This is a genomic window from Paraburkholderia phenoliruptrix (assembly GCF_019511605.1).
GTDB lineage: Bacteria > Pseudomonadota > Gammaproteobacteria > Burkholderiales > Burkholderiaceae > Paraburkholderia > Paraburkholderia phenoliruptrix_A.
On record NZ_JAEUAV010000001.1, the window covers coordinates 673,368 to 699,814 of the forward strand.

Genomic DNA, 26,447 nt, shown 5'->3' on the forward strand with positions numbered 1-26,447 from the left:
TGGGCCAGTTCAACCGTCACCGGACCGACGCATCGCAACATGCGGCATGCACGCAATGTGTCCGCACGCCAACGCGTGTCGGCAAGCTTGCAGTGTTCGCCTTATGCGACCTTCTGCGTAGCTCGGCGCAATGGCCGAGCAGCTGCGCTCCCTTCTCTCGCTGCTAGAAGAACTTGACGATTTCCGGCACGCTCAGGACAGCGGCGTAATAGCCCATGAACTGGACCCCGGTGTTGAAGGCAAACAAACGCGCGAGCAGGCCGCCAAACAGACCGACAGTGAGAATCACGGCAAGGCCGAGCAACTGCCCCTCCCACAAGCCAATGACCACGATCAGACCGGAAAACGTCGCGATGATCGCCTCGTGGCTAAGCTTTTTCGCAACGAACGAAGCCGCCCGGTGCGCGTAGTTCATCGCAAGCGGGTACGCGATCAGGGCCGCCAGCGCGACGGACAACAACCCGAAGATCAGGAATTGCGACGTCGACATCAACGTATGCAGGTTGACGATGTGGCCAGTCGCCGTATCCACGGTAAAGCGCGGCGGTGCGTTGAAAAGTGGCGCTGCAGGGCCGGCTGCGACGGGGCTGAGCGGCAAACCGAAAGCGATCAGCGGAATCATGGCTTCGGCAATGTAGGTGGCTTCGGTCACGCCATTTCTCACGGCGATTACTGTGGTGAGCCGCTGATAGGCGTGCTTTATTCGCGCGCCGACGACCTCGCCCATCAGAACGGTCATCGCAACCGGGCTGAACACGAAGGTTGCGCTCGACACGGCGGCCGTCGCCACGGTGCAGGCAGTCTGTTGCCGGTCGAGCACCTTCAGCGGATTCGGGAAGTAGCCGCTCCAACGCATGACGTCGGGCGCAAGCGCAAATTTCGACATGCTCTCGCGACGCATGCGCCGCCTTTCCACCGGCGACAGAATGGAAAAAAGGTCAGCCACCAGCGGGCCAATTGCAATGCCGAGGAAGTAGCTCACGCTCAGGTTGACACCGTACTTGCGCGTGAGTGACTGCAAGCCCACGATCAGAAATACGAATGGAATCAGCAACAGAACCGACGCCCAGCGGCCGGCGGAAAACCATGCAATAAAAATCGCGGCCACCAGAAACACCCACGGCGCAGCGCCCGCAATCAGTCCGCCGAACGGCGCAAGCATGAGCGCGAACAGCACCGCCAAAGGCAATGCGACAAACGCCGCCACCAGCGCGCCGGAGATCATCTTGCGCAGCGCGATATGCGGCACGCCGAGCGCGCGCAGCATTCCCGCCTGCTGCAGGAGCGGCGCGGCCATCGTGTCGCCGGGAATGCCCAGTAACGCGGTCGGAATGGCATGCGTCATATGCTTGGCCACCGCGCCCGCGAGGAAAAACGTGAATACGCCAGCCGGCGGTACACCGAGCAGCGCGACCAGCAAGGTGAGCGGCGCAATCGTGGTGGTTTCGTCAGTGCCTGACACGAGCCCTATTCCCGCGAACACGACAGCGCCAATCAGACCCATGACCATTGCGCTCGGCAACTGGTGGAGCAATTCAGTCATCTCAATGTTCTCCCGCTCGCGCAGTCTTGCTGGACACCTCGTACGACGCGAACAGCTCGAACAGTCCGAGTTCTTTCAGCTCTGCTACCGCGCTCGGCGGAAGATCCACGAGCGAACCGATACCGCCGCGTTCTTCAGCAAGGCGCTCCAGCACCTCCAGCCTGTCCGCATCATCCACCGCGTGCTCTACCACTATCCGCTTGGGCCGGAACAGGACGGCACACAGCGCGCCCGCCGCGAGACAGCCGCCCAGTCCAATCAGCATCGCATAGGCCCGCGCGATAGCCGGATCGCTGACGAAGTGAGACAGCACGGCTTTGCCGCTCACGAACGCGCCTACGCTAATGGCTATGCCGAGCACTATCGACCACGCCAGATGTGCAAGGTCCACCGTGTCGCCCCACACCTGCGCGAACGCAGGCGTCGCGCCTTCAACGCCTGCATGCAGGCCTAAACCGTCTGCCGCGGCCGGCGCCGCGTCTGCACTGGACTGTTCCAATCGATTGCCTCCTGACCGCTTGCATTCTTATTGTGGGCCGCGTGAAAAGCACGGCCGATCGATTCGCCAACAACTGTCCGCCGCAACTCTGCGTTCGGATATCGGGAAAGAGCCAGCATGAGCCGCGGCCGCAACCAGCTTGCGAGGACTCATGCACGTGTTGCTTTATTACTGTGCCGATGACAGCAATGTTGCCGAAGCTGATAGGGCGATAGCTTTATAGATGCAGCCATGCGGCGATGGGGGAAACAGCAGGCTATGCACGGCGAACCGTCCCGGCGAAGTGATGAGCAACGCGGATTGTGTCCGTGCCGGCAGTGCTGCGGGTCCTTCTTTGTGGACCACGGCTCGCCGCGCCGGACGGTTCGAACGCATAGGCTAGCGTTTCCGCAATCCGGCGAGAAGCTCGATCGCGAAGTCCATGCGAAAGTCAGCCGAAGTTATCATTTTATTGACTAACCAGTCAAGATCGTCGCCAGTTGCCCCGGCAGCGAGAGCGATATTGCGCGCATGCAATGTCATGTGACCGCGCTGGATGCCCTCGGTCGCCAACGCGCGCAGTGCTCCCATGTTTTGAGCAAGACCGACGGCGACCGCAATCTCGCCGAGTTCCTGAGCCGTGGTCACGCCCATCATTTGCAACGAGACCCGCGCAAGCGGATGAGTTTTGGTCGCGCCGCCCACGAGGCCGACGGGCATCGGCATCTCGATCGTGCCGACCAGATCTCCATTGGCCGCCTTCTCCCACGTTGTCAGCGACGCATAGCGTCCGCCGCGAGCAGCATACGCATGAGCGCCTGCCTCGACCGCACGCCAGTCGTTGCCCGTTGCGACAATCACCGGGTCGATGCCGTTCATGATGCCTTTGTTATGCGTGGCCGCGCGATACGGGTCGATGGCGGCAAACAGATAAGCGTCGATCACACGGTCGATGACCTCCTCGCCCGAGTACTCTTTCGTCGCGAGCGTCGCGGCCGAATACCTCACGTGAGCGCGCGCAAGCCGCAAATCCGCGAGATTGGAAAGAATGCGCAAACGCACGCTGCCGCCGGTTAACGCCTCGATGCGCCCCGCCACCGATTCGGCCATCGTATTGACGGTGTTCGCGCCCATCGCATCGCGCACGTCGACGATCAGATGCGCGACGAGCATCGCGCCACGCGGCGTATCGGGAAACACATGCACTTCAATGTCGCGGCAACCGCCGCCGAGGCGCAGCAGCACCTGGTCACGGCTATTCGCGAGCCCGATCAGTTCGTCTTTGTGTGCGAGAATCGCGAGCCGCGCGCCATATGGATCGCTCACACCGACTATCTGGACCTGCGCACGCATCAGCGGCCCTGTACTCGACGTGCGGAAGCCGCCACCCTCGCGCGCGAGCTTCGCCATGAACGAAGCGGCGGCGACGATCGACGGCTCCTCGACGGCCATCGGCACGATCACGTCTTTCCCGTTGATCTGAAAGTACCCGGCGACTGCGAGCGGCAACTCGAACGTGCCGATCACGTTCTCGATCATGCCGTTAGCCCTTTCCAGCGGCAGCGCGCCAGGCCTCGCCAATTGTGTCCATTGCGTGTCGTCCAGATCCAGCATGTTGCGAAGGTGCGAGAGTCGCTCATGAGGAGTGAGCGAGCGAAAGTTGGGGAGCGTCGAATTGGTGACCATGCATTGCCTTCGTCGTAGGGCCGCCGCAGATAAGCACTTTTGCTTGCGACCGTGATTGAAAGGCTCAATAATAGGCACACCGTACCCTTTTCAAAGGTACAGTTCGACGTAACAGCTGCAGCTCTGTACCCATAACACTTTTCTGATTTGCGGAGCCGCAACGATGAACCTGCAAAAAAACGTCAGCCTTTCCAGCTCCATGGCGGACACACTGGCCAGACAGATAGAAGAAGGCGTTTTTCCAGCAGGAACCAAGCTGCCCTCTATCAGGGAATATGCGGAGGCGTCCGGTTGCTCGAAAAACACTGTGATCAGTGCATTCGAAACGCTGACCGCAAACGGCCTGATCGAACCGCGCCGCGGCTCGGGTTTCTATGTCGCGCGCCAGGTGAAGGCTGCTGCGGAGCCTGAAGATGCGCGCGTACTCGAACGGGCCATGGACACGGTCTGGCTAATGCGCGAACAGCTGCAAGTCAAGCCCGCGGTCCTGAACCTGGGCGAAGGTTTCCCACCAATCGACTGGCTCGAAGGCACACGACTCGACCAGTACCATCAGCGTGTCGTGCGCACCGGCGTCGCGTCGCTCTTCCGCTACGGAAGCCGCTACGGCTATCTGCCGCTACGCCAGTCACTGCAACAAAAGTTGTCTGGTTATGAAATCGACGCCCCGCCCTCGCAGATCGTGCTCACGCACGGCGCCAATCAGGCAATGGACCTGGTGCTGCGCTATTTCGTGCGGCCGGGCGACGCGGTGCTCGTCGACGATCCCGGCTACTATCCGCTGTTCGGCAAACTGAAGCTTAGCGCTGCCAACATTATTGGCGTGCCGCGCGAAGTGGACGGCCCCAATCTTGCGGAGCTGGAGCGCTGCATGGTGGAGCACCGGCCGAAGCTCTTCTTCACGCAATCGGTCGGACATAACCCCACGGGTACGGATACGAGCGCGGCAAAGGCCTACCGTACTTTGCAACTCGCGGAACACCACGACACGGTGATCGTGGAGAACGATGCATTTGCCGATCTCAGACCGCGCTCGCTCACCCGCATCGCCACATTGGACCAGTTGCGCCGCACGATTTATATAGGCAGCTTCTCGAAGTCTGTGTCCGCGGCGTTACGCGTGGGCTTTCTTGCATGCAATGCAGCGCTCGCGAGCGACCTCGCCGACGTCAAAATGCTGATTCACGTAAGCAGCTCTGAATATAGCGAAAGAACGCTGGCCGCCATCGTGAGCGACGGCCACTTCATGCGGCATACCAACCAGCTACAGGAAAAGTTGCGGCGAGCCACCGCAGCCGGAAAAAACGTGCTGAAAAAGGTGGGCGCAAGCATTTTCAAAGAGAGCGATCAGAGCATGTACTTATGGGCTTCTCTGCCTGGCTGGCCCGATTCGATGAAGCTCGCCAAAGCAATGCTGAACCACGGCGTGATTCTGGCGCCGGGCGCCGTGTTTTCGCCGACCTCGGACAAAGTGTCGCCGTATTGCCGCTTCAATGTCGGCTACCTGTCGGACGAACGGTTCCTCAGCGCGTTGCTTCTGGCCACACGATAAAGAAGCCCGGCGCCGTCATGCAGCGGAGAACGGCGCAACAGCGCGCCGGTCCCGCATGACCGCGACCAGAAGCGCGGCCACGCCGCAGACCGCCATTAGCGCGATCAAGGCGGGCGTGCCCATATGAACCAGCACCCAGCTCGCCACCGCCGGAAAACCGAACGTTCCGATAAAGTAGGCCACCACGAACCAGGTGAGCGCCGGCTGGCGGTGCATGGCCGAGCAATCGTTCACGGCCTGCGCCTGAATGGTTGGATACACCAGCCCGTAGCCGATGCCAAGTAGTACTGCGCTTATCGAATGAAAAGCCGGCTGATACGGCACGACGAACATGGCCGCCGTGCCGAGCACCATGATTGCCAGCAGCAGCTTGGTAGCGACACCGTGATACAGCCTGACCACGATGCGCGTGAGCAACCAACGGGCGAGCACCACCGTCACGGCGTAGAGGCTGAAGAACGTGCCGGCTTGCACATGAGTGCCGCGAATGATGGACATCTGGAATGTCATCGACCCTGAAAACACGCACGCGCACAGCGAAATCATCACGATTGGATAAGCGGCGCGCGTGCGCCAGACAGCGCCTGATTCGCGCAGCCAGCCTCGTTGCACGGGCGCCTCCTGCCGGTGCGGCGATACGCGTCCGAACGCTTCGAGCATGAGCGCCGCGACCGCGCATAGTCCGCCCACCACATAGAACACGCTGGTAAGCGGCCAGTGCCACGAACGGACCGCAACGGCGGCCACGGCGGGGCAGCCGCCAATACCCGCCATCTGGATCGTGCCGAAGCGCATGAACCAGGAACCCCGATCGGCGTCGTTCGTGCGCTCCGTCAGCGACATGGGCGCGGCAAGGCAAAAACCTCCCCAGCCGAACCCTACGAGGAAGCCGGGGACAACACCCATTGCGCTCATCCGGTCGAACTCGGCAAAACCGATCACACCCAGGCCGATGCACAGCGACGCGAGCGCGGTGGTCCGGGCGCTGCCGATACGCCGCGCAAACCGGCCCACCACAAGCGCACCCGCCAGCGTGCCGACCGTGGCTTCGGCAAGCGCGAGTCCGGTATCCAGGTCGTTGCCGCCGAGAGAGCGGAAATGCATCGACAGAAAAAACGTCGCCCCGTACCCGCTCGCCGTGAGCAAGGTGCCGATGAGCACAAAGAAGGCGCTGAATGGGCGCATGGCGAAACCGGGATCAGGGTTGAATCACGACGTTAAGGAGTCCCGCGGATAGCGGCTGCCTCAACCCGCGCCGCGGGCGTGGGGGTCTTGCGCGACATGCGCGGTGTCAGTGGTTGGGAACGCAACGGATTCGCTGATCTCCCGCCATTGGGCGTCCTCTTCGGCGCGGAACCTGGCGGCGTTGGCGGCCACCGCTACCGCGTCGCTGCCCACCAGCAGGCGCAACGGCGGCGCCGGCACTTCGGCAATGTCCATGATCACCTGGGCAACCCGCGCGGGGTCGCCCGGCTGATTGCCGTCACTGCGACGCAGGCGTTCCGCCACCGGACCGATGACTGCCTTGTAGGCTTCGCTGATCTGCGGAATGGTCATCGAGGAACCCGCCCAGTTCGTTCGCATCGATCCTGGCTCGATCACGGTCACCTTGATGCCGAAGTCGCGTACCTCTTTGGCCAGTACTTCGGAAAAACCGCCTACAGCCCACTTTGCCGCCTGGTAGGCCGCGAGCCCCGGTCCGCCCACTCGCCCGCCGACGGACGAGATCTGCATGATGTGACCGGCGCGCTGTTTGCGCATCACGGGCAACGCCGCGCGGCTGAGATTGCAAACACCAAAGAAGTTGACGTCCATCTGTTCGCGCAACGCCTTGTCCGTCACGTCTTCGATGGATGCCAGGTCGGCGTAACCCGCGTTGTTCACCAGCACGTCCAGACGGCCGAACTGCCCGACCGCGAGGCGAACCGCGTCACGCGCGGCGACCGGGTCCGTCACGTCTAGTGCCACTACGCGTACGCGGTCACCATAGGTATCGACTAAAGCCTGCAGGCGTTTGGTGTCCCTCGCAGTAGCGGTGAGGCGTTGACCGCTCGCGAGCACTGCTTCGGCTAGCGTGCGCCCCAACCCTCCGGAACAGCCGGTGATAAACCACACTTTGTCGCGAGTCATTTGCGCGCTTCCTGATGTTTGGAATTGATCGTTGGGTGCTGGCTGAGCTGCGAAGAAACATCTTCGATGTTCGATCGTGCGAGCGAGTAAACGCTCGGCTCCACGCCATACGGTGATTAAAAGCGCGCCATGTATCCCGCGTGTGTCGGCCAAGTATCAGAATGTATCGCCGAGGCGAGCCGTCATTGCGTCCGCCGATTTGCGCTTACAGAGCTGTTCCTTCGCCGTGCCGATGCGAGCATTGCCTCGCGCACGAAATTCAGCGAGGCTATGCACGCAAAAAAACTGGCGCCGCTATAATCCCTCTCATGAAATTCCTTCGGACCTTGCTCCTCCTGTTGCTGTGCGCCGCGCTGCCCCTCAGTGGGCTGGCGGCGAGTGGCTTGACTGGAGAATGTCCGATGCAAACGAGCGTAAGCGCAGGCGACGGCAGCGGAATGTCTTCGGACATGCCGGATTGTGAGAGCATGGGTTCTTCACAGCCGGAAAAAGCAAAAGGCTCGTTTTGCAAAGCAACGGCACAATGCCAACTCGGCAGCCTGTATCACCCGGTCTCCACTCCTGAAGTGGTCCGTCCTGCCGGACTGTCCAGTCCGGTTGTTTTCCATTATGTCGACTCGCTGTCCGTCCGTGAACCGGCCGGCCTCTGGCGACCTCCTCGCGTCAACTAATCCCTATCTGACAGGTTCACCGCGTTTGCGGTGAGGTCGTCCTGCATCCAGGACGTGGATTCCCTATCGGAGTCCGCCGTTGGGGTTAGAACATGCCTTTCACTATTGGCACGCCGTCATGCCGGCGTGCGCCACTGCGCGCGCACTCATTGTGCGCCGCGCTGCTTCTCACGAGCATCACGGGCATCACGAGCATCACGAGCGTCGCGACGCACGCTCAGGAAGCGCCCGTTACGCTCGATGCGGCACTTCAGGCTGCTAGCGACCGCTCCGCCGCGATGGGCGCGGCCCAAGCATCGGTACGCGCCAGTTCGGAAGCTGCTGTCCGCGCCGGTCAGTTGCCCGACCCGGTACTGAAAGCCGGCGTCGACAACCTGCCGGTAAGCGGGTCGCAACGGTTCACCATCGGCCAGGACTTCATGACCATGCGCCGTATCGGACTCGAACAGGAATGGGTGTCCGGCGACAAGCGACGGCTGCGGTCCGCGTTGGCAAACAACATGGTGGACCGGGAGCGCGCCGGCTTTCTTGCGCAGCTTGCGAATACGCGCCAGCAAACGGCTACGGCATGGCTGAACGCGGTCTATGCGAAGAAAGCGGTCTCTCTACAGCAGGAACTGGTGAGCCACATGGCCCACGAACTGGAGGCAACGAAAGCCTCTTATCGCGGCGCCAAAGCGACTGCCGCCGACGTGACGCAAGCTCAGGCCATGCTGGCGCAAACGCAGGACCAGTTGCTCAAGGCGCAGCAGACGTTTCAGACAGCACTCATCAGCCTGTCGCGCTGGACGGCTGCGCCTGTCCCGGATGTGACAGGCGAACCTCCCGCACCGCAGTCGTATGTATCGTCGCTGCCCGTCGACGAGCTTCGTCAGGTGCAGCCGGTGCTGGTGGCTGCCTCGCGCGACATAGAAGTCGCCGATGCGGACACCGCCGTCGCCAACAGTGACCGCAGTCCGAACTGGACGTGGGGAGTCGCTTACCAGCAGCGCGGCGGCCAGTATTCCAACATGGTGTCGATTGGCGTGAGCATCCCATTGCCTGTCAATCGCAAGAATCGCCAGGACCGGGACGCGGCGGAGAAAGCGGAGCTCGGCACCAGGGCACGGCTGATGTATGAGGACGCGCAGCGCCAGGTGGAAGCCGACATCCGCACGCAGTCAGCCCTCCTCGCGAGCGGTCGCGAGCGTATCGCCAATCTCACCGGTTCCCTACTGCCTGCAGCGGACCAGCGGGTCCAGCTCGCTGCGGCGGCGTACAGCGCAGGCACTGGTTCGCTTGCCGACACCTTCGCGGCCAGACGTGCGCAACTCGACGCCCGGCTTCAGGTGCTCGACGTGCAGCGCGACGTATCGCAAACCTGGGCCCAACTCGAATATCAGGTCGTGCCCGCCGCGATGTCGGCTTCGACGCCCGTCAGTCAGTGAAGGAGAACACCATGCAGAACAAACAACTGGCACGCGCGGCCCTTATGGTATTCGCGGCCGCAGCATTGCTCGGTGCAGGCTATGTTGCAGGTAACAGGCACGCTCCGGCGAGCGGCCCGACCGCCACTGCTATGACAGACGCCACGACAGCCGCCACGACAGCCGCGACCGCCGACAAAACCGCCTCTGGGAGCGGTCGCAAGGTGCTGTACTGGCACGACCCAATGGTGCCGAACCAGCATTTCGACAAGCCCGGCAAGTCGCCTTTCATGGACATGCAGCTTGAACCGGTCTACGCCGACGAGGGCGGTTCGAACGGCATCAGGATCGACCCGGGTTTGCAGCAGAACCTCGGTATCCGCTATGCAACCGTACGCCGGCAGGACACGACAGAGGGCTTCGACGCGGTAGCGACAACGCAGTTCGACGAGTCGAAAGCCGACGTCGTGCAATCGCGAGTCATCGGCTACATTGACCACCTGTACGCCAGTGCGCCGATGCAACGTGTCGCGAAAGGCGCTCCGATCGCATCACTGTTCGTTCCGGACTGGCTTGCGCCGCAGGAAGAGTATCTCGCGTTAAAGCGGGCCGGCATGGATGGCGACATGCTCGCGGCCTCGCGCGCGCGGATGCGGGCAATGTCGATTCCGGACGGACTGATTGCCAGCCTCGACCGCACAGGCAAGGTGCAGACCCACGTCACGCTGTTTGCGCCGCAAACCGGCGTGCTGACCGAACTCAACGTTCGCGATGGTGCGATGGTGTCGCCCGGTCAGACGCTGGCGAAGGTTTCCGGCCTCGACAAGCTCTGGCTCGTGGTCGACGTGCCCGAAGCGCTGGCCCTCCAGGTGCGTGCGGGCATGACTGTGGACGCCGTGTTTGCGGGAGACCCGTCGCAGCATTTCACGGGGCACATCCGGGAGATTCTGCCGGGCATCAGTTCGAGCAGCCGCACGCTCCAGGCGCGCCTTGACATCGACAACGCAGACTTGCGCTTGACGCCGGGCATGCTGATGCGGGCGCGCATCGGCGCCGCGAAAAAAGTATCGCGGTTGCTGGTTCCCTCCGAGGCCGTCATCACCACGGGCAAGCGGTCACTTGTCATCGTCAGGAATGCCGACGGCAGGTTGCAGCCCGTCCAGGTCACAGTCGGCAACGATGCCGGCGACGACACCGAGGTAAGCAGCGGCCTCACAGAAGGCCAGCAGGTCGTCGCGTCCGGCCAGTTCCTGATCGACTCGGAAGCCAGCCTGAAATCGGTTCTGCCACGGCTGGAAGGCAGCAACGGCGCTGCTCCTGGTGCAGCAGCATCTGCATCGGCAACCGCACCTGCAACCGCATCTGCATCTGCATCTGCATCTGCATCTGCATCTGCATCTGCATCTGCATCTGCATCTGCATCTGCATCGTCTTCGGCTGCGCCTCAAACCTACGAGACGACCGGCAAGGTCGAGAGCGTCACGGCGGGCGACATCACGTTCTCTCATCAACCCGTTCCGGCCCTCGGCTGGGGCGCGATGACGATGTCGTTCGGCAAACCGTCCCCGACAGCATTTCCCGACGTGAAGCCTGGCGAGACCGTGCATTTTGCCTTCCGGCCAACCGATGACGGCTACCAGTTGACGAAGGTCGAACCGGCCGGAGGCGCCAAATGATTCCGCGGCTTATAAGGTGGTCCATTCATCACCGGTTTCTCGTGCTGCTCGCGACCGTGCTCGTCACGGCGTGGGGTGTCTATTCGGTCGCGCAGACACCGCTCGATGCGTTGCCCGATCTGTCCGATACGCAGGTCATCATCAAGGCGTCGTATCCGGGCAAGGCGCCGCAGGTCATCGAAGACCAGGTCACGTATCCGCTCACTACCACCCTGCTCGGCGTGCCCGGGGCTAAAGCCATCCGGGCGTATTCGTCGTTTGGCGACGCGTTCGTCTACGTGCTGTTCGACGACAAGACCGACGCGTACTGGGCGCGTTCACGCGTGCTCGAATATCTGAACCAGGTGCAAAGCCGCCTGCCGCCGGGTGCCACGGTATCGCTCGGACCCGATGCAACCGGTGTGGGCTGGGTCTACGAATATGCGCTGGTCGACAGGACCGGACAGCATGACCTTGGACAACTGCGCGCACTGAACGACTGGTTCCTCAAGTTCGAGTTGAAGTCAGTGCCGGACGTTTCCGAAGTCGCGTCCATCGGTGGCATGGTGCGTCAGTATCAGGTCGTGCTCGACCCGGATAAATTGCGCGCCTACGGCATCAGCCAGGCGATGGTCGCCGATGCGCTCGGCAAGGCTAACCAGGAGTCGGGCGGTTCGGTGGTCGAGATGGCCGAGTCCGAATACATGGTGCGCTCTTCCGGATACCTGCGCTCGCTCGACGATTTCCGCAACGTCGTGCTGCGTACGAACGAGGCGGGCACACCGGTGCTGCTCGGCGATATTGCACGCGTTCAGATCGGACCGGAGACGCGGCGCGGCGTCGCCGAGCTGAACGGCCAGGGTGAAGTGGCTGGCGGTGTCATCGTCATGCGTTCCGGCAAGAATGCGTTGACGACCATCGACGCGGTCAAGACGAAACTCGCCAGCCTGAAGCGTTCGCTGCCGGCCGGCGTCGAAGTCGTGACAACCTACGACCGCTCGCAACTCATCGAGCGCGCGGTGGACAATCTGAAAGACAAGCTCGTCGAAGAATTCATCATCGTCGGGCTCGTCTGTGCGGTGTTCCTGTTCCATCTGCGCAGTGCATTCGTCGCCATCCTGTCGTTGCCGCTCGGTGTGCTGGCTGCGTTCATTGTCATGCGCTATCAGGGAGTGAACGCGAACCTGATGTCACTAGGCGGCATCGCGATTGCCATCGGCGCGATGATCGACGCGGCCATCGTGATGATCGAGAACGCGCACAAGCATCTCGAAGCGTACGACCATGACCATCCGGGCACGCCGATCACCACGGCCCAGCGTTGGGAGCTTATCGCAACATCGGCGGCCGAGGTGGGACCAGCGCTGTTTTTCTCGCTGCTCATCATCACGCTGTCGTTCATTCCGGTGTTCTCGCTCGAGGGGCAGGAGGGGAAACTGTTCTCCCCGCTCGCCTTCACCAAGACCTACACGATTGCCGCCGCTGCGGGACTATCGGTGACGCTCGTGCCTGTGCTGATGGGTTATCTGATTCGAGGCCGCATTCCGCACGAGGACGCCAACCCCATCAACCGCGGCTTGATACGGCTCTACCGGCCGTTGCTCGAAGCGACGCTGCGTCGACCGTGGCTCGCCATTGGCCTCGCGGTGCTCGCGCTGGCAGCGTCGGCCATTCCGCTGTCCCGCCTGGGTGGCGAGTTCATGCCACCGCTCGACGAAGGTGACCTGCTGTATATGCCGACCGCGCTGCCCAGCATTTCCGCCGCGAAGGCCGGCGAACTGCTGCAGCAGACTGACCGGCTCATCAAGACGGTTCCCGAGGTGGAGACCGTTTTCGGCAAGTCGGGCCGGGCCGACACGGCCACTGACCCCGCGCCGCTGGAGATGTTCGAGACCACGATCCAGTTCAAGCCGCGCAGCCAGTGGCGGCCCGGCATGACGCCGGAGAAGCTCATCGACGAACTGGACCGCACGGTCAAGGTGCCGGGGCTGTCGAACGTCTGGGTGCCGCCTATCCGCAATCGCCTCGACATGCTGTCGACAGGTATCAAGACGCCGGTCGGCGTCAAGATTTCCGGCGGCGAGCTCTCGCAGATCGACAGAGTCGCGGCGCAGGTCGAGGCCGCGGTCAAGGACGTGCCGGGCGTGACGTCAGCACTCGCTGAGCGGCTGAATGGCGGTCGATATATCGATGTCGATATCGACCGGCTGGCGGCAGCACGTTACGGGCTCGCGGTCGCGGATATCCAGGCAGTCGTGTCCTCTGCCGTGGGGGGTGACAACGTCGGCGAGGTGATTGCCGGCCGCGAGCGGTTCCCTATCAACGTCCGGTATCCGCGCGAAATCCGCGATTCGCTCGACAAGCTGCGTCAGTTGCCTGTCGTCACAGGACGTGGCGCGCAGATTCAGCTCGGCGACGTCGCCCATATCGCGATTGCCGATGGTCCACCGATGATTCGCAGCGAAAACGCCCGGCTCTCCGGTTACGTGTACGTCGATATCCGCAATACGGACCTGCAGTCCGCCGTCCAGGCAATGCAGCTCGCAGTTGCGCAAAAGGTCGTGCTGCCGCCGGGTTATTCGATTACGTGGTCGGGGCAATTCGAGTACCTGGAACGCGCGGCGGCGAAGTTGCGCACGGTCATTCCGGTGACGCTCGTCGTCATCTTCGTGCTGCTCTTCGTCACGTTCAACTCGGCGGCTGATGCGTTGCTGCTGATGTCCACGGTGCCCTTTGCGCTGGTCGGCGGCTTCTGGCTCATCTGGATTCTTCGCCATGCGGTGTCGGTCGCAACGGCAGTCGGATTCATTGCGCTCGCCGGAGTGGCGGCGGAGTTCGGTGTGGTGATGCTGCTGTACCTGAAGGAAGCGCTGAATCGCAGGCTCAAAGCCGGCGAGCCGCTGACCGAGACACTTCTATTCGATGCGATTCGCGAAGGGGCCGTGTTGCGCGTGAGGCCAAAGGCCATGACGGTGGCCGTCGTGCTCGCCGGTCTGATTCCCATCATGGTCGGTCACGGAGCGGGCTCCGAAGTCATGCAGCGCATTGCGGCGCCAATGGTCGGCGGCATGGTGACAGCGCCGCTTCTCTCGATGTTCGTGATTCCCGCAGCATGGTTCGTAATTCAGCGCCGCCGCGCGAGAAGACTGAACCCTGCGCAATTGCACCAGGCAGTACCTTCCGGCATGAACGTGCCATCTACTCAAACTGGAGAAATTCAATGAAGAAGCTGATTGTTGCGTCTGTTGCTCTCGGCGCTATGGTTGCCGCACCCGCATTCGCCGGCGACGACATGGCAGGCATGGACATGTCGATGAAACCGTCGGCGTCGAAGACGTCGTCGAGCGCGGCGCTCACCGATGCAGAAGTCAGAAAGGTGGACGCAGAGACCGGCATGGTTACGCTCAAGCACGGCGCGCTCGAGAACGTTGGCATGCCGCCCATGACCATGGCGTTCAAGGCGAAAAATGCCGCGATGGTCAAACAGATTCATCAGGGCGACAAGGTCAAGGTGCGCGTGGAAAACGTCGACGGGACGCTCACCATCATGAAGCTCGAAAAGCAAGGTTGACGAGATAAGCGCTGTATTTGCAGGCTCGCCGTGCGGGTCGGGCCTGCATTTGAGCTTGCACTGACGGAGCGAACCGCCATGGTCCGGCAAAAGGTCGAGGACGTGGCCTAGTTCGCCACGTGTTTGATCGCGAGATCGACAAATGCGCGCAGGCGCCCTAGCCGCCTGAGATCGCGATGGTAGCCCATCCAGATGTCGCGGTGCGGCGGCTCGTCGCGAAGATCGAGCCGGCGAACGGTAGGCAGTTGATCGCCGACAGGTCGCGGCAATACCGCAATGCCTAGACCCCTGCCGCACATTTGTGCCTGCACGTTGCGATTATTCGACTGCAATACGACACCCGCGTTGGGAAAGCGATTCTTCAACCAGTCGATATCCGGGAAGGCTCCCGTCGACGTATCCATCGCAATCAGGCGGTGCCCGCTGCCGTCGCCTTCCGCCGGATCGGGATGGCTGGCGGCTACGTAGACACCGTATCGCATCTGCGTCAAGCGTCGTTGCACGATGTCCGGTCCGTCGAATGGAACAATGCGGAAGGCAACGTCAGCCTCACGCTGTGCCAGACTGAACAGGCGCGTTCCCGTCAGAATCTCCATCTGGACAAAGGGATACTCGCGCGCATACTCGGCAATCACGGGCGGCAGAACATACGCGCCAAACCAGTCCGCCGACGACACCTTGAGCGTTCCCTCCAGCTTCTGCTGCTCGCCGGTCAGCCTGCGCTCCATGGCCAATGCGCTTTCTTCCATGTGCTCGGCAAGCGGCACGATGGCGCTGCCCTCCTCGGTCAGGACAAAGCCGTCTGCGGTTCGCTGAAACAGCACCTGTCCCATCGACGCCTCGAGCGCGCGAAGCCGCCGCCCGATAGTCGGATGACTGAGTTGCAGCGTTCGTGCGGCTGCGCCGAGTGTGCCCGTGCGTGCAATTGCGAGAAAGATCCGGACATCGCTCCACTCCATAGCTTCGCACCCACAAAAATGAACGAACGGCGTTCATTTTAGTGAATTGCCGTACGAAACTGATTTTGCGAGACTTCGGTCCGTCGAACGTCGTCATGCTCGGCGACCCGCTGCCGGATCAATCCTGTGACGACGCCCGCCGCGGATCGAACCACCACAGGAAACGGAGATTGTCATGTCGCGCATCGCACCGGCCATCGTGTATGTGAGCTACGAGGGCACACCCGAGGATCGCTTTGACCGCAGCTACTACGTTGAGTGTCACTTGCCGCTCGTGATGCAGGCATGGCGGCGCTACGGCCTCGAACATGTCTGCGCTTTCTTCCCGGCCCTGGCCGAGGCGGGCACCCTCGCAATCTGCGAATGCGTTTTTCGCGACGAGGCGGCAATCCAGGCCGCGTTCGAATCAGATGAAGCCGAGCAGGTCATGGCCGACGTTGCGAGCTTCACTGACATTTCCCCCACGCGTTTGCGCGTCGCCCGGCTTTGACCGGCTCAGTACTCGACTCGCGCGCCACGCGCCTATCACGCTACAGGAGAATGACCTTGGCCTTCTGGGAACAAGCCGCCCCGCGCACCGTACGCCGCGGCCATATGTGGATTGCGGGCAAGCGGATTCAAAGAAACGCGCAGACGTACCAATGCGGCCCGCTCTTTGTCGAATGGGAAGCGCCGGAGCAGGTCACCCGGCCGTGGCCGATCGTGCTTCTGCATGGCGGCGGCTATCAGGGAACCGAGTGGTTCGACACGCCCGATGGCCGGCCCGGGTGGGCACAGCGCCTCGTGGAAGCGGGCTACGTCGTTCTGGTGGCCGACCGTCCTGGACAAGGACGGTCCCCTTTTCATGTCGAGACGATGGGGCCGATGGGTCCGGCGTTTTCGTACGAACACGGCCGCCATATCTACTTCCCAGCCGAATACGAAGGCCGACACACGCAATGGCCGTTTGCTCGCGACGACGAAGCCGCAATGGACGAGTTCATCGCCGGTTATGGCCCGCTTCCCGCAGACCTCGCGTTTTCCGAGGACATGGAGGCAGACCGGATAGCAAAGCTGCTCGACAGGATTGGCCCGGCGATTCTGCTGACGCACTCGGCGTCGGGCCCGGTCGGCTGGCTGGTAGCCGATCGGCGGCCCGGTCTGGTGAAAGCGATCGTTGCCGTTGAGCCGATGGGCCCTCCGTTTGCGCAGATCCCCAACATCGGGACGCTGACGTGGGGCCTTGCCGCGACGCCGCTGAACTGGGAGCCGCCGGTCGCTTCGCCTGACGCGCTGCGCGAGGCTGCGCCCGGCGAGCACCGGTTGCCTGCGCTCGCCGGGTTGCCGATTGTCGCCGTGACAGCGGAGGCCTCAGCCTTCGCCGCTGCCAGTACGCCTGCGATCGAGCAACTCAACGCAGCGGGCTGCCAGGCCGAGCTGCTGCATCTTCCCGACCATGGTGTGTTCGGCAACGGCCACGGGCTCATCTACGAGAAGAACTCCGATGCTGCACTGGTGCCGGTGCTGAACTGGCTCATTGAACACACCGAGCCTTCGGACCCGGCGCATCGGAAATCGTGAACGCGCCAGCCCATTCGAAAGGAGAGTCAAATTGGAAATCGGATTGATTGGTCTAGGTGCAATGGGCCGGGAAATGGCCCGCAATCTGGTCGCTGCCGGTCATACCGTCACAGCATGGAATCGTTCCGGCGGGCATGTCGAAGGAGTGCGCATGGCTCAGACGCCCGCGCAGACCTTGCAGGCCGACATGGCATTCACCATGCTCCCCGACGACGCAGCAATTCGCAGCGTCATGCTGGACACGGGTCTGCTTCGTCAGGCTCGGCCGGGGCTGGTGCATGTGGTGTCATCGACCATTTCGGTGGCGTTCGCGCGCGAACTCGCAGAGCTTCATCGCCTCGCGGATATCGGCTTTGTGGCTGCGCCGGTGCTGGGGCGTCCCGATGTCGCTGCGAGAGGAGAACTGAACGTGCTTGCCGCCGGCGCGCCCGCCCCGCTGGAGAAAGTCAAGCCGGCGCTGGACGTGATTGGCAAATGCGTATGGGACATGGGCGAAGAGCCGTCTGCGGCCTATGCCGCGAAAATTGCCTGCAACATGATGATCACGATGGCAATCGAAGCGATGGCGGAAGCGGTGGTGCTCACAGAGGCGAACGGATTGTCGCGGGAACGCTTCTTCGAATTGATTCTGGGAACGCTGTTTGGCAGCCGTCCTTATCACACCTATTCCCGCAATATCATCGCAAACGAGTATCAACCTGGTTTTAAGGCCACGCTTGGCCTGAAGGATCTGGGTCTCGCATCCGCCGCAGTAGAACAGGCTGGCCGCGCATTGCCGATGCTCGCTGCCGTGCAGGGCCAAATGCTCGAGGTAGTCGAATCGGGCATGGGTGAGCGCGACTGGTCGGCAATCGCAGCTTTGACGGTTCAGCCGCGCGGGCTCAGCGCGTGAGTGCGCCGCAGAAGTTCAGGGCACGAGGATCAGACACGTCGTTCAAAGCGAGCGGCGGCTGCAGGCGAATCTGAACGGCGGCGCTGCCTGGGGGAACGCGGTGCCTTGTGCGATCAGAATCTCTCCCGACGCGCCGCGGTCGATCGGCAAACGCTCAACGCCCACCGAATGCCTGCGTGCCGATGACGCCTATTGCAACGTCTACGGACATGCACTGCCGAGCGGCGTCCAGCGCAGTCATTGCACGGTGTCACGCTTGGCGGTGCCCCTGCATATCCACATCACTGCGATGCCGGCGGCAATCCAGAATGTACCGCCGGCAATGCCCTCGGTCCCGCTTGCGATGAGCAGCAGTAGTGTCATAGCAAAGGCCAATGGCAATAGAATTTGCGGCACAGGTGTCATGAATGCAGGTGAAGCGCTTTTCGCCCGACGCAGTTGCACAAGTACAAGCAACGGCGGTATGAAATGCAGGACGTACAGAAATCCACCGATCGCTGTTGCACTTGCCGCCGAACTGAACACTGCCATCAAGATCAAAAGGCTTCCGCTCACCAGCACCGCGACAATCGGCGTCCCCGTTCGGGGTTGCACTTTTGCAAGTTGGGACGGCAGAAGGCCGTCTCTTGCCATCGCGAAACTTATCCTGGACGTTACGACCAGTACGGCGTTAGCGGTCGCCGCGGTAGTCACCACTGCAATTACAGCGACCAGACGAGCGCCGAGGTCACCGAGAAACGTTTGCGCAGCGTCGCTTAGAGGCGCTCGGGAGGCGCCCAGCGTGTGCCAATCGACCGTCCCTAATGCGGTAAATGCGACCAGCAGATAAACGAAGAGCACGACTGCCAGTGTGAAAAAGATAGCCCGCGGCAGGTTCTTGTGAGGCTCTGTGATTTCTTCTCCAGCGGCAGCAACCATGTCAAAGCCGCCGAACGCAAGGAAAGCGATCAAGGCGCCCGACAGTATCCCCGACACACCGTGCGGCGCCCAAGGGGTTAGCCGTGCGAGCTGAACCGCATGAGCTCCTGCTACCGCAAAACCGAGCAGGCCGGTGATCGCAAGGCAAATGACCAGCACCTGAAGCTTGCCGGCAACTTCGACGCCACGCAGGTTGATCGCTACGCATGCCAGTATGAGTGCAACCGCGCCTGCTTCGGGCGGCAGGCCCGTCAAAGCATTCAAGTATCCACCGAACCCAAGCGTCACATAACCGCTCACGAACACGTACGAGCCCCAGAACACCCACCCCATGAGGAAGCCCCACCTGCGTCCCAACACCTCGCGCACGAAGGCATAGCCGCCGCCTGCTTGCGGATAACGGCAGGCGAGCTCTGCGTAAGGTAGGGCGATAACCAGTGCGGCGACGAAGGCTAGCGCGAACGAAAGTAATGCGGCCGGTCCGGCTAGCGCAGCCGTCTGACCGACCAGCACGAAAATGCCACCTCCAATCGTTCCGCCGACCCCAACTGCAACCGCTCCGCACAGACCTAATGAGCGCCGTAGTTGCCCATTTGTTTCAGCACTCGCGCTCATGACCGCGCTCCGGCGGTGCATACGTGAAAGGGAAATTGTCGAGTGCGGTCGTTCAGGTTGCCATACTGTCGCCTGCGAGCACCCTGGGGTGACGATCGGCGGCAGTGAGTTATATGACAATCAAAAGAGGGATGAATGACGTCGCGCTCGCGAGCGATCGTGGCCATGGTGGCTTCCAGTAGTAGTTGGAAAGCCCCATTGTTGAACCGCAAGCGCCAGGCGTATTGGCGAAAATTGCAGCAGCCGCGGCTAATCAGCGAGATGCCGGCTCGCCGCAGCGGCCGCAAACTGCAATGGTGTAATGCCATAACACCGCTTGAAGTGCCTGGTCAACGCACTCTGGTCATAAAACCCAGTAGACGCGGCCACGTCCGCGATGGGTGATCCCTTTTTCAGGTGCTCGCGCGCATTCATGAGCCGCACTTGTGTGAGATATAGATGAGGAGTCAAGCCAAGGCACCGTTTGAAAAGACCGATGAGCTGAAACGGTGTGAGGCCGACGACGACACTCAGGTCCTCGAGTAACAAGTCGTCGGCGTATCTATCGTGTATCAGGTCGGTTACCACGCGTAGCAGCACGCGGTCGTGAGGTGCGGGCTCGATGCGTCCACCGTCACGGCCATAGCGTTCGTATAGCCGACCGAAGGTTGCGAGAAGCAATTCGCGTTCACGGAAGACATCCTTGCCCTCCTCGAGCGACACATGTAGTTCCAGAAACCGAGCAATGAGATCCGGGTCATCGAAGACGTTGCGCATGAAATAAGGCGCGGCTTCAATACCAAGTCCATCACCCACAGAGGCGATCGCCGATTCTGCAAGGTAAAGCGAACGATACCTCCATCGTTTGCTCCACCCCATCGATCCAGAATGCGCTTCGGCTGGGTTGAAGACGAGTAGCGTTGACGTTTTCGCCTCGTCGGTCACGCCCCGGCTTTTTATGACGGAGCCACCTGATTCGGTGACAGCAATGACAAAGCCGTCGTGCGTGTGCGGTGCGTACTGCTGCGTCGTGAAGTCAGCGCGCATCAAGCTGAGCCCGGGCGTATGCCGGTGCCACCAAAAGGAGGTATGATTTTTGGGGTCAGTGCGAGCCATTGAACTGTCGAAAACGATGGTCAGGCGCTAAGCGCCCCTTCGATTTGATATTGTAGCTGGGGAAAATAGGGGCTTTGCGCGGTGACTGGAGATGGCTGAGTCGACGACGTTGACAGTGACCTGCCTCAGGCAAATGTCCGCGGTCGGCGCTGTGCAGCTCAACGTGGTTGGTGAGCGATTGTGGCCGCACGCGGACTAATGCGGCTCGCATTGTCATACGAGCAGTTGCATATGACCAACCCGATCCGACCCACCTCGGTCAGACGCCCCTACTCAAAGCGGTCAGTCAGCAGAGCCAGCGTTTTGCGGATTCAAGCACCATAAAGCGGACGTTAGCGGTCTCACCAGATCGGCCGCTTTGAGACATTCCACACAGGGGCTTTGAATCGCCGAATCGCCAAGCATCGATCGGCTTTTACAGAGCCGCGGCCACTGTGAAAACGTCGACTCCTGTCGCTCTTGTACCGGAAGCGGATATGCGCCTTAACGTCTCAATCTCCGATCGCACAGCCCAATATCAAACGATCGCACTGATATTAACTTCAATGTTTTGCTTTGCGGTCGTCGATGCACTTGGCAAAGCGGTCGCACTGGACTATCCGGCGAACGAGGTGACTTTCTTCCGCATGCTGTTTGGTCTTGTGCCGGCCGCTCTCGTTAGCCTTCGTGGCGGGTCGTTGGGTGCTCGCGTCCGAAATATCGACTTTCACGGACAGACGATACGCGCGCTCACGCTTCTTGGTGCCTCCGGACTATTTTTCGCCGGCTTGCCATATCTGCCATTGAGCGAGGCCGTCGCAATCGTTTATTCCGAGGCAATCTTCGTCGTGCTCCTTGCGCCGATTCTGCTTGGCGAGCGCTTACTCGCGCGAAACGCGATTGCTGCGTTGGTAGGTTTTATTGGCGTCCTTCTGGTGGTCCGGCCTCAAGGTAGCTTGTCGAACCTCATTGGCCCGGGTCTGCTGCTGCTGAGCGCCTTTTGTGGCGCACTGTCCATGATTCAAATTCGCAAGCTTAAAGTTAGCGAAGACTCGAGCCTAACCGTGCTGTTCTTCACGGCCTTTGGGACTGCTGTTGCCGGCCTTTCCCTGTTTTTCGCGTGGCGGACGCCGACCATCAAGCATCTGTTCATCATGGCGACCTTGGCGACGTTCGCCACCGCGGGGCAGCTTCTCTTTACAATCGCAGTAAGGCGCGAAAGCGCGGCAAGGCTCGCCCCCTACACTTACACAAGCATCATCTGGGCAACGCTTTTCGGCTTCTTCTTGTGGGGCGAGACATTAGCCCTTGTGCCAGTCGTTGGAATAGCTGCGATCGTCGGCAGTTCAATCGCTGTTGCGGTTCGCGAGGAGCCGCCAGAAGGGCCCGCGGTCTAGAAGTCGAGTGCGCGGGTTCGACAAATTTCCCGGGTCGGCCACGAGCGGTCAGTCGACACTCTTGTTTGCATTCCCGGACAATCACGCACGTCCGACCAGAAGGGAACTCATATGCCGGCTGATCAAGATTTCCACTCGGGCTGGAGCAGGACCTCGGAGTATCTTCGCGAGGCGCGAGCTACTAATGAGCGCTTCGATTTGACGTTCGACACCGGCGAGCGCGCCGAGCGCAGGTCGCCTTTGACCTCGTCTGCGAGACGCGAGGCAAGATCGTGGCGCCGTGCTTCAGGCTCTCGCCCCTAAGAGTCGGTCCAAAGCCGCTCAGCCTGCAAACCGCTTCAAGCACGCCGCGCCCGCTAACCGGATCCGCTACCTGGCAGTCGCGGCTTTAACGCGCGTACTGTTCGAGCGCGTCAGCGAGGGCGTCGAAGGTGACGCGGCAGCGCGGGCTCGCGCGCAGATCTTCGTGCATCGTCACCCAGGTTTCGAGCTGGAGCGCGAACGCCTTCGACAGCACGCGTACGAGGCCATCGCGGCGCGCAATGGCGACGTGACATCCGCCGATGCCCGCGCCCGCGCGGACCAGCGCCAGTTGCGCGAGATCGCTATCGGCGCGCATTGAAAACGTCGCGTGACGAAAACCCGGCAACGTGCGGCTCACATCGCGAATGAACGCGTTGGGCTGGTCGTAGCCGATGACCGCGTGTTCGGCGAGCGCCGCCATGCTACGCGGCGTACCGTGACGATCGAGATAGTCGCGCCGTGCATGAAGCCCGACCTCGATCACGCCGACGCGCCGCGCGACCAGTTGCGTCTGGCGCGGACGCACCATGCGCACGGCGATATCCACTTCGCGCCTCAGCAGGTCCTGCACGCGGTTTGACAGCACGAGTTCGACAATTAACCGCGGATGCCGCTCGCGCAGCGCCGCGATGACCGGCGGGAGCACCTCGACGCCGACCACTTCGCTCGCGGATACGCGCACGACGCCCTGCACGCCCGCGCCATCGTCGCCCACGTGGCCGCTCGCGGCGCGCTTGAGCGATGCCGCTGTGCTCTGCATCGCTTCGGCGTGCGACTGCAACGCAAGCGCGACGTCGGTTGGCTGAAGCCCGTTCTGCGAGCGCGTGAAGAGACCCACCGCAAGCGCCCGTTCGAGCGCTTCGACGTGACGGCCCACCGTCGGCTGCGTGATGCCAAGCGCGCGCGCCGCACCCGACAGCGACCCTTCGCGCAGTACCGCGAGAAACGTCCGGTAAAGCTCCCAGCCGATGTCGTTTTCCATACGTTTTTGTATATCTGATCAACGATGATCGCCAATTTTAATGTGCTCACGAAGCGCGGAGAATAGCGCCATCGACAACTTACGGGGCGTGACATGGCGCAAGGCGAAACGGTTCTGGTACTCGGGGCGACGGGCGGCATCGGGGGGGAAGTCGCGCGGCAACTGCGCGATGCCGGCTGGGGCGTGCGCGGGCTGCGCCGTGGCGCGGGGGCATTGAAAGGCGACGGCATCGAATGGATTCAGGGCGATGCCATGAACGCGGCCGACGTGATGCGCGCGGCGCGGGGTGCGTCCGTGGTCGTGCACGCGGTAAATCCGCCTGGCTACAAGCGCTGGGCGGAACTCGTGCTGCCGATGATCGACAACACCATCGCGGCGGCGAAGGCGCAGGGCGCGACCATCGTGTTGCCGGGCACGGTCTACAACTTCGGGCCGGACGCTTTTCCGTTCATCGACGAAGACGCGCCGCAGCATCCCGTCACGCGCAAAGGCGGGATTCGCGTGGAAATGGAAGCGCGCCTGCAACGCGCGAGCATGGAAGGCACTCGCGTGCTGATCGTGCGCGCCGGCGATTTTTTCGGGCCCAGAGCGGGCAATAACTGGCTCGCGCAAGGACTCGTGAAGCCCGGAAAGCCGGTCACGAAGATCAGCAATCCGGGGGCGCGAGGCATCGGGCATCAGTGGGCGTATTTGCCCGATGTGGCGCGCACTATGGTCGAGCTGCTTGCGCACCGCGATTCGCTCGATGCTTTCGCACGCTTTCACATGGGCGGCCATTGGGACGAAGACGGCACGCGCTTCGTCGATGCGATTCGTCGCGCGGTTGCGCGCCGCACCGGGCACGAGCCATCCGTTGGCGGCTTTCCGTGGTGGCTGCTCGCGCTCGCCGCGCCGTTCAATGTAACGTTCAGGGAGCTTCAGGAAATGCGCTATCTATGGGCGACGCCGGTGCATCTAAACAACGCACGGTTTGTGCAGACGCTCGGGCACGAGCCGCATACGCCGCTGGACGTGGCCATCGAAAACACGCTCATTGGCCTCGGATGTCTCACGACTGACCTGCACGCTGCGAAATCGAGCTCCACTTCGTGAAGCGAGCGGCCGTTCGGTTCGGAGCCAGTTACTCCCGGCTCCAAAGCCCTTGAACTTTGGCAGCGTCGGCGGAAAACGAAATTTGCCTTCCATGGTGTTCAGCTCTTCACCGCCGAGTGCCCAGAGGTGGGTGGCCGACGCGCTTGAAATGGCTGAGCAAACTGAAGTCTGACTGACACACGGCCGGCGAGCGGACGTTTGCCGACTAAGAAGTGTCACTCGTAACTCTGGTCGCTCGGACGTTGAAAATGTCGGCACCGAACCGCTAGCGTAAAGCGCCGCCAAGTGCGCCGTCAAAGCGGGCGCGCGCGGCATGGATGTCGGAATAGCGCCGATCGGCCCAATCGATGAGATTCGCCATCGGCTCCAGCAGGGACTCGCCCAGCGGGGCCAGACGAAAAGCTTCCTTTACGGCTTGCAGGTCGCCCAAGGCGGCACACCGCCCGTCTTCTACAACTCGACAAATCGGAAATCCACCATGGTTGCCTATCTTGTGGTGAGACACCACGACGAAGACGCCTCGGCATCCAACGGCGCGCCTCACGAGCCGGAAATGCCTTGCACGTTGGGTCGGTCATTTGACCGATGTTCACCGGCCGAACGTTGCGCGATTCTTCAGTGCTGGAGAGGATCGTTTGGATACCAGGATGCATAACGCGGCAAAAGGGGAACACGGCGTGGCCACGACTGCTACACAGAAATGGCCGCTCGGCGAGTGGCGTTCTGGCGGAACCGGGACATATGTATCCAAGCGTGGAGCGTGTCGACTCCTGCACCGGAAGGAATTGTCCGCATCATGAAGTTCAGATCATGGAGATTTCGTCTTTTGAAAAGTTCACTCGCCGCTGTCACGTTATCTGCATCGCTGTCGGCACCGGCCGCGCCAGGAAACGCGTCGGCGTTGAGCGCGCTATTGGATATGACGGCGGCGCGACTGGGAATCGCGAGGCAGGTCGCACTGAGCAAGTGGGACTCCGGAAAGCCCGTGGAGGATGTGTCAAGAGAGTCTGCGGTGATCGCTGCCGCGGTAGAGGAGGCGCGAGCCAACGGAGTTTCGGCCAACCTGGCAGCACATTTTTTCGCGGACCAAATCGAAGCTAACAAGCTCGTCCAGTATGCCCTGCTGGCTGAATGGCGGCGTTCCGGTCAGGCGCCGGACGATGCACGTGCGGACCTTGCGAAAGAAATACGTCCAGAACTTGACCGACTCCAGGAAGGGTTCATCCATGTGCTCGCGCAATCCGGTCCACTTCGGGACCGTGCCGACTGCAGCGAGCGCGTTTCTCGCGCCACTCGCGAGTACATTGCGACACATTCTTTGAATCCGCTCTATGCACTCGCTATGGACCGCGCACTTGCTCGGGTTTGCGAGCGTGATTAGCTTGGCGGGCAACTTCAGGCGACTAGCCTTGTGGGCGCACGCGCCGGTGCGCGCGATCCGGGGCGGTTATTTCTGGATTCCGGGCAAACGCGTGACGAGCGGCGGCGGCTCCGCTGCGTTTCGGCTCCGCTGCGTTTCGGCTCGATGCGATTTAACACGACGAACTGCGTTGTTGCGCTGTGTGGGCACCGAAAATGAGGGACTCCTCTCAACCCTATCCCCAAGCGCCTTCATCTTCAATCTTTACCTGATCGGGAAAAAGGGATGACCAAACTGATTGTCGTATGCACTGGCGACAAAAGCACCCGGTTCGACCGGAACTACTACGCGACCCAACACCTTTCGCTGGCGATGGAGTGCTGGGGGCGGTATGGCCTCGAGGCGGCTGACGCGTTCTACCCCGCTGGCGAAGGCGACGGATGGGTATCTATCGGGGTGTATCGATTTAGGGATCCCGCGGCGATCGAGGCGGCTCTTGCTTCGCCGGAGATGGAACGCATCATGGCGGACGTGAACAACTTCACGGACTCTCCCTTGGTTATGCGCACGGTCTTCTCGCCTCTCTAAACATCGAACCTGGCC

The 26,447-nt window shown here is 61.7% G+C and carries 23 protein-coding genes; 13 read left to right on the forward strand and 10 right to left on the reverse strand.

Annotation, left to right across the window (positions count from 1 at the left end; all coding sequences use genetic code 11):
• Positions 1-163 precede the first annotated feature (163 nt).
• The 3 genes from JNB89_RS02880 to JNB89_RS02890 form a co-directional block, all read right to left on the reverse strand.
• Complete coding sequence (locus tag JNB89_RS02880; protein ID WP_220361172.1) at positions 164-1,543, reverse strand: tripartite tricarboxylate transporter permease; 1,380 nt, start codon at positions 1,541-1,543, stop codon at positions 164-166.
• A 1-nt stretch (position 1,544) separates the two neighbouring features.
• Positions 1,545-2,042 carry a hypothetical protein gene (locus tag JNB89_RS02885; RefSeq protein ID WP_220361173.1) on the reverse strand — a complete coding sequence of 166 codons (498 nt, stop codon included), beginning with the start codon at positions 2,040-2,042 and terminating at the stop codon, positions 1,545-1,547.
• 378 nt (positions 2,043-2,420) lie between these two features.
• Complete coding sequence (locus tag JNB89_RS02890; protein WP_220361174.1) at positions 2,421-3,707, reverse strand: hydroxymethylglutaryl-CoA reductase, degradative; 1,287 nt, start codon at positions 3,705-3,707, stop codon at positions 2,421-2,423.
• 163 nt (positions 3,708-3,870) lie between these two features.
• Here JNB89_RS02890 and JNB89_RS02895 point away from each other — a divergent pair, with 163 nt between their 5' ends.
• Positions 3,871-5,259, forward strand: coding sequence for a PLP-dependent aminotransferase family protein (locus tag JNB89_RS02895; RefSeq protein WP_220361175.1), 1,389 nt, complete (start codon positions 3,871-3,873; stop codon positions 5,257-5,259).
• Between the two features lie 15 nt (positions 5,260-5,274).
• On the opposite strand, the gene JNB89_RS02900 is transcribed toward JNB89_RS02895, so the two are convergent.
• On the reverse strand, positions 5,275-6,444 hold the full coding sequence (locus tag JNB89_RS02900; protein ID WP_220361176.1) for an MFS transporter: 1,170 nt from the start codon (positions 6,442-6,444) through the stop codon (positions 5,275-5,277).
• Between the two features lie 60 nt (positions 6,445-6,504).
• Entirely contained in the window at positions 6,505-7,389 is an 885-nt protein-coding gene (locus JNB89_RS02905; protein ID WP_220361177.1) for an oxidoreductase, read from the reverse strand.
• Between the two features lie 308 nt (positions 7,390-7,697).
• Between JNB89_RS02905 and JNB89_RS02910 the strand changes: the two genes are divergently transcribed.
• From JNB89_RS02910 to JNB89_RS02930, 5 genes are all read left to right on the forward strand, one after another.
• Positions 7,698-8,060, forward strand: a complete 363-nt coding sequence (locus JNB89_RS02910; RefSeq protein WP_220361178.1) for a hypothetical protein — start codon at positions 7,698-7,700, stop codon at positions 8,058-8,060.
• Between the two features lie 92 nt (positions 8,061-8,152).
• Complete coding sequence (locus JNB89_RS02915; RefSeq protein ID WP_220361179.1) at positions 8,153-9,487, forward strand: TolC family protein; 1,335 nt, start codon at positions 8,153-8,155, stop codon at positions 9,485-9,487.
• 11 nt (positions 9,488-9,498) lie between these two features.
• A complete protein-coding gene (locus tag JNB89_RS02920; RefSeq protein ID WP_220361181.1) occupies positions 9,499-11,142 on the forward strand; it encodes an efflux RND transporter periplasmic adaptor subunit in 1,644 nt (547 codons plus the stop codon).
• A complete protein-coding gene (locus JNB89_RS02925; RefSeq protein WP_220361182.1) occupies positions 11,139-14,345 on the forward strand; it encodes an efflux RND transporter permease subunit in 3,207 nt (1,068 codons plus the stop codon). Before JNB89_RS02920 ends, JNB89_RS02925 begins: the two co-directional genes overlap by 4 nt.
• Positions 14,342-14,692 (forward strand): copper-binding protein, encoded by a 351-nt coding sequence (locus tag JNB89_RS02930; RefSeq protein WP_218741751.1) that lies wholly within the window; start codon positions 14,342-14,344, stop codon positions 14,690-14,692. Before JNB89_RS02925 ends, JNB89_RS02930 begins: the two co-directional genes overlap by 4 nt.
• Positions 14,693-14,799: 107 nt before the next feature.
• Here the strand turns inward: JNB89_RS02930 and JNB89_RS02935 are convergent, their stop codons facing one another.
• On the reverse strand, positions 14,800-15,651 hold the full coding sequence (locus JNB89_RS02935) for a LysR family transcriptional regulator (RefSeq protein WP_218741750.1): 852 nt from the start codon (positions 15,649-15,651) through the stop codon (positions 14,800-14,802).
• 175 nt (positions 15,652-15,826) lie between these two features.
• Here JNB89_RS02935 and JNB89_RS02940 point away from each other — a divergent pair, with 175 nt between their 5' ends.
• From JNB89_RS02940 to JNB89_RS02950, 3 genes are read left to right on the forward strand one after another with little or no spacing between them, the layout of a single operon-like run.
• Positions 15,827-16,141, forward strand: a complete 315-nt coding sequence (locus tag JNB89_RS02940) for an EthD family reductase (protein WP_220361183.1) — start codon at positions 15,827-15,829, stop codon at positions 16,139-16,141.
• A 50-nt stretch (positions 16,142-16,191) separates the two neighbouring features.
• Positions 16,192-17,211 carry an alpha/beta hydrolase gene (locus JNB89_RS02945; protein WP_223216675.1) on the forward strand — a complete coding sequence of 340 codons (1,020 nt, stop codon included), beginning with the start codon at positions 16,192-16,194 and terminating at the stop codon, positions 17,209-17,211.
• 31 nt (positions 17,212-17,242) lie between these two features.
• Positions 17,243-18,103 carry an NAD(P)-dependent oxidoreductase gene (locus JNB89_RS02950; protein WP_220361275.1) on the forward strand — a complete coding sequence of 287 codons (861 nt, stop codon included), beginning with the start codon at positions 17,243-17,245 and terminating at the stop codon, positions 18,101-18,103.
• A gap of 237 nt (positions 18,104-18,340) precedes the next feature.
• On the opposite strand, the gene JNB89_RS02955 is transcribed toward JNB89_RS02950, so the two are convergent.
• Both JNB89_RS02955 and JNB89_RS02960 read right to left on the reverse strand, forming a co-directional pair.
• On the reverse strand, positions 18,341-19,636 hold the full coding sequence (locus tag JNB89_RS02955; RefSeq protein WP_220361185.1) for an APC family permease: 1,296 nt from the start codon (positions 19,634-19,636) through the stop codon (positions 18,341-18,343).
• A 249-nt stretch (positions 19,637-19,885) separates the two neighbouring features.
• Positions 19,886-20,731: an AraC family transcriptional regulator gene (locus tag JNB89_RS02960; RefSeq protein WP_223216676.1), complete on the reverse strand. Its 846-nt coding sequence runs from the start codon at positions 20,729-20,731 to the stop codon at positions 19,886-19,888.
• Positions 20,732-21,207: 476 nt separating this feature from the next.
• Here JNB89_RS02960 and JNB89_RS02965 point away from each other — a divergent pair, with 476 nt between their 5' ends.
• Positions 21,208-22,107: a DMT family transporter gene (locus tag JNB89_RS02965; protein ID WP_220361186.1), complete on the forward strand. Its 900-nt coding sequence runs from the start codon at positions 21,208-21,210 to the stop codon at positions 22,105-22,107.
• Between the two features lie 388 nt (positions 22,108-22,495).
• Here the strand turns inward: JNB89_RS02965 and JNB89_RS02970 are convergent, their stop codons facing one another.
• Positions 22,496-23,392, reverse strand: coding sequence for a LysR family transcriptional regulator (locus JNB89_RS02970; protein ID WP_220361187.1), 897 nt, complete (start codon positions 23,390-23,392; stop codon positions 22,496-22,498).
• Between the two features lie 93 nt (positions 23,393-23,485).
• On the opposite strand from JNB89_RS02970, the gene JNB89_RS02975 reads away from it, so the two are divergent.
• Positions 23,486-24,484: an NAD-dependent epimerase/dehydratase family protein gene (locus JNB89_RS02975; RefSeq protein WP_220361188.1), complete on the forward strand. Its 999-nt coding sequence runs from the start codon at positions 23,486-23,488 to the stop codon at positions 24,482-24,484.
• Between the two features lie 265 nt (positions 24,485-24,749).
• Here JNB89_RS02975 and JNB89_RS02980 read toward each other — a convergent pair whose 3' ends face one another.
• Positions 24,750-24,914 (reverse strand): hypothetical protein, encoded by a 165-nt coding sequence (locus JNB89_RS02980; protein WP_223216677.1) that lies wholly within the window; start codon positions 24,912-24,914, stop codon positions 24,750-24,752.
• Positions 24,915-25,280: 366 nt separating this feature from the next.
• Here JNB89_RS02980 and JNB89_RS02985 point away from each other — a divergent pair, with 366 nt between their 5' ends.
• Complete coding sequence (locus JNB89_RS02985) at positions 25,281-25,865, forward strand: chorismate mutase (protein ID WP_220361189.1); 585 nt, start codon at positions 25,281-25,283, stop codon at positions 25,863-25,865.
• A gap of 264 nt (positions 25,866-26,129) precedes the next feature.
• Entirely contained in the window at positions 26,130-26,432 is a 303-nt protein-coding gene (locus JNB89_RS02990) for an EthD family reductase (RefSeq protein WP_218741745.1), read from the forward strand.
• Positions 26,433-26,447: the final 15 nt, after the last annotated feature.

Bases quoted from the DNA above. Each gene is read 5' to 3' on its own strand.
- JNB89_RS02895 (WP_220361175.1), top strand. From the start codon at position 3,871: ATGAACCTGCAAAAAAACGTCAGCCTTTCCAGCTCCATGGCGGACACA.
- JNB89_RS02975 (WP_220361188.1), top strand. From the start codon at position 23,486: ATGGCGCAAGGCGAAACGGTTCTGGTACTCGGGGCGACGGGCGGCATC.
- JNB89_RS02915 (WP_220361179.1), top strand. From the start codon at position 8,153: ATGCCTTTCACTATTGGCACGCCGTCATGCCGGCGTGCGCCACTGCGC.
- JNB89_RS02955 (WP_220361185.1), bottom strand. From the start codon at position 19,636: ATGAGCGCGAGTGCTGAAACAAATGGGCAACTACGGCGCTCATTAGGT.
- JNB89_RS02880 (WP_220361172.1), bottom strand. From the start codon at position 1,543: ATGACTGAATTGCTCCACCAGTTGCCGAGCGCAATGGTCATGGGTCTG.
- JNB89_RS02990 (WP_218741745.1), top strand. From the start codon at position 26,130: ATGACCAAACTGATTGTCGTATGCACTGGCGACAAAAGCACCCGGTTC.
- JNB89_RS02930 (WP_218741751.1), top strand. From the start codon at position 14,342: ATGAAGAAGCTGATTGTTGCGTCTGTTGCTCTCGGCGCTATGGTTGCC.
- JNB89_RS02920 (WP_220361181.1), top strand. From the start codon at position 9,499: ATGCAGAACAAACAACTGGCACGCGCGGCCCTTATGGTATTCGCGGCC.
- JNB89_RS02985 (WP_220361189.1), top strand. From the start codon at position 25,281: ATGAAGTTCAGATCATGGAGATTTCGTCTTTTGAAAAGTTCACTCGCC.
- JNB89_RS02910 (WP_220361178.1), top strand. From the start codon at position 7,698: ATGAAATTCCTTCGGACCTTGCTCCTCCTGTTGCTGTGCGCCGCGCTG.
- JNB89_RS02965 (WP_220361186.1), top strand. From the start codon at position 21,208: ATGCGCCTTAACGTCTCAATCTCCGATCGCACAGCCCAATATCAAACG.
- JNB89_RS02900 (WP_220361176.1), bottom strand. From the start codon at position 6,444: ATGCGCCCATTCAGCGCCTTCTTTGTGCTCATCGGCACCTTGCTCACG.
- JNB89_RS02935 (WP_218741750.1), bottom strand. From the start codon at position 15,651: ATGGAGTGGAGCGATGTCCGGATCTTTCTCGCAATTGCACGCACGGGC.
- JNB89_RS02940 (WP_220361183.1), top strand. From the start codon at position 15,827: ATGTCGCGCATCGCACCGGCCATCGTGTATGTGAGCTACGAGGGCACA.
- JNB89_RS02925 (WP_220361182.1), top strand. From the start codon at position 11,139: ATGATTCCGCGGCTTATAAGGTGGTCCATTCATCACCGGTTTCTCGTG.
- JNB89_RS02945 (WP_223216675.1), top strand. From the start codon at position 16,192: ATGACCTTGGCCTTCTGGGAACAAGCCGCCCCGCGCACCGTACGCCGC.
- JNB89_RS02890 (WP_220361174.1), bottom strand. From the start codon at position 3,707: ATGGTCACCAATTCGACGCTCCCCAACTTTCGCTCGCTCACTCCTCAT.
- JNB89_RS02905 (WP_220361177.1), bottom strand. From the start codon at position 7,389: ATGACTCGCGACAAAGTGTGGTTTATCACCGGCTGTTCCGGAGGGTTG.
- JNB89_RS02970 (WP_220361187.1), bottom strand. From the start codon at position 23,392: ATGGAAAACGACATCGGCTGGGAGCTTTACCGGACGTTTCTCGCGGTA.
- JNB89_RS02960 (WP_223216676.1), bottom strand. From the start codon at position 20,731: ATGGCTCGCACTGACCCCAAAAATCATACCTCCTTTTGGTGGCACCGG.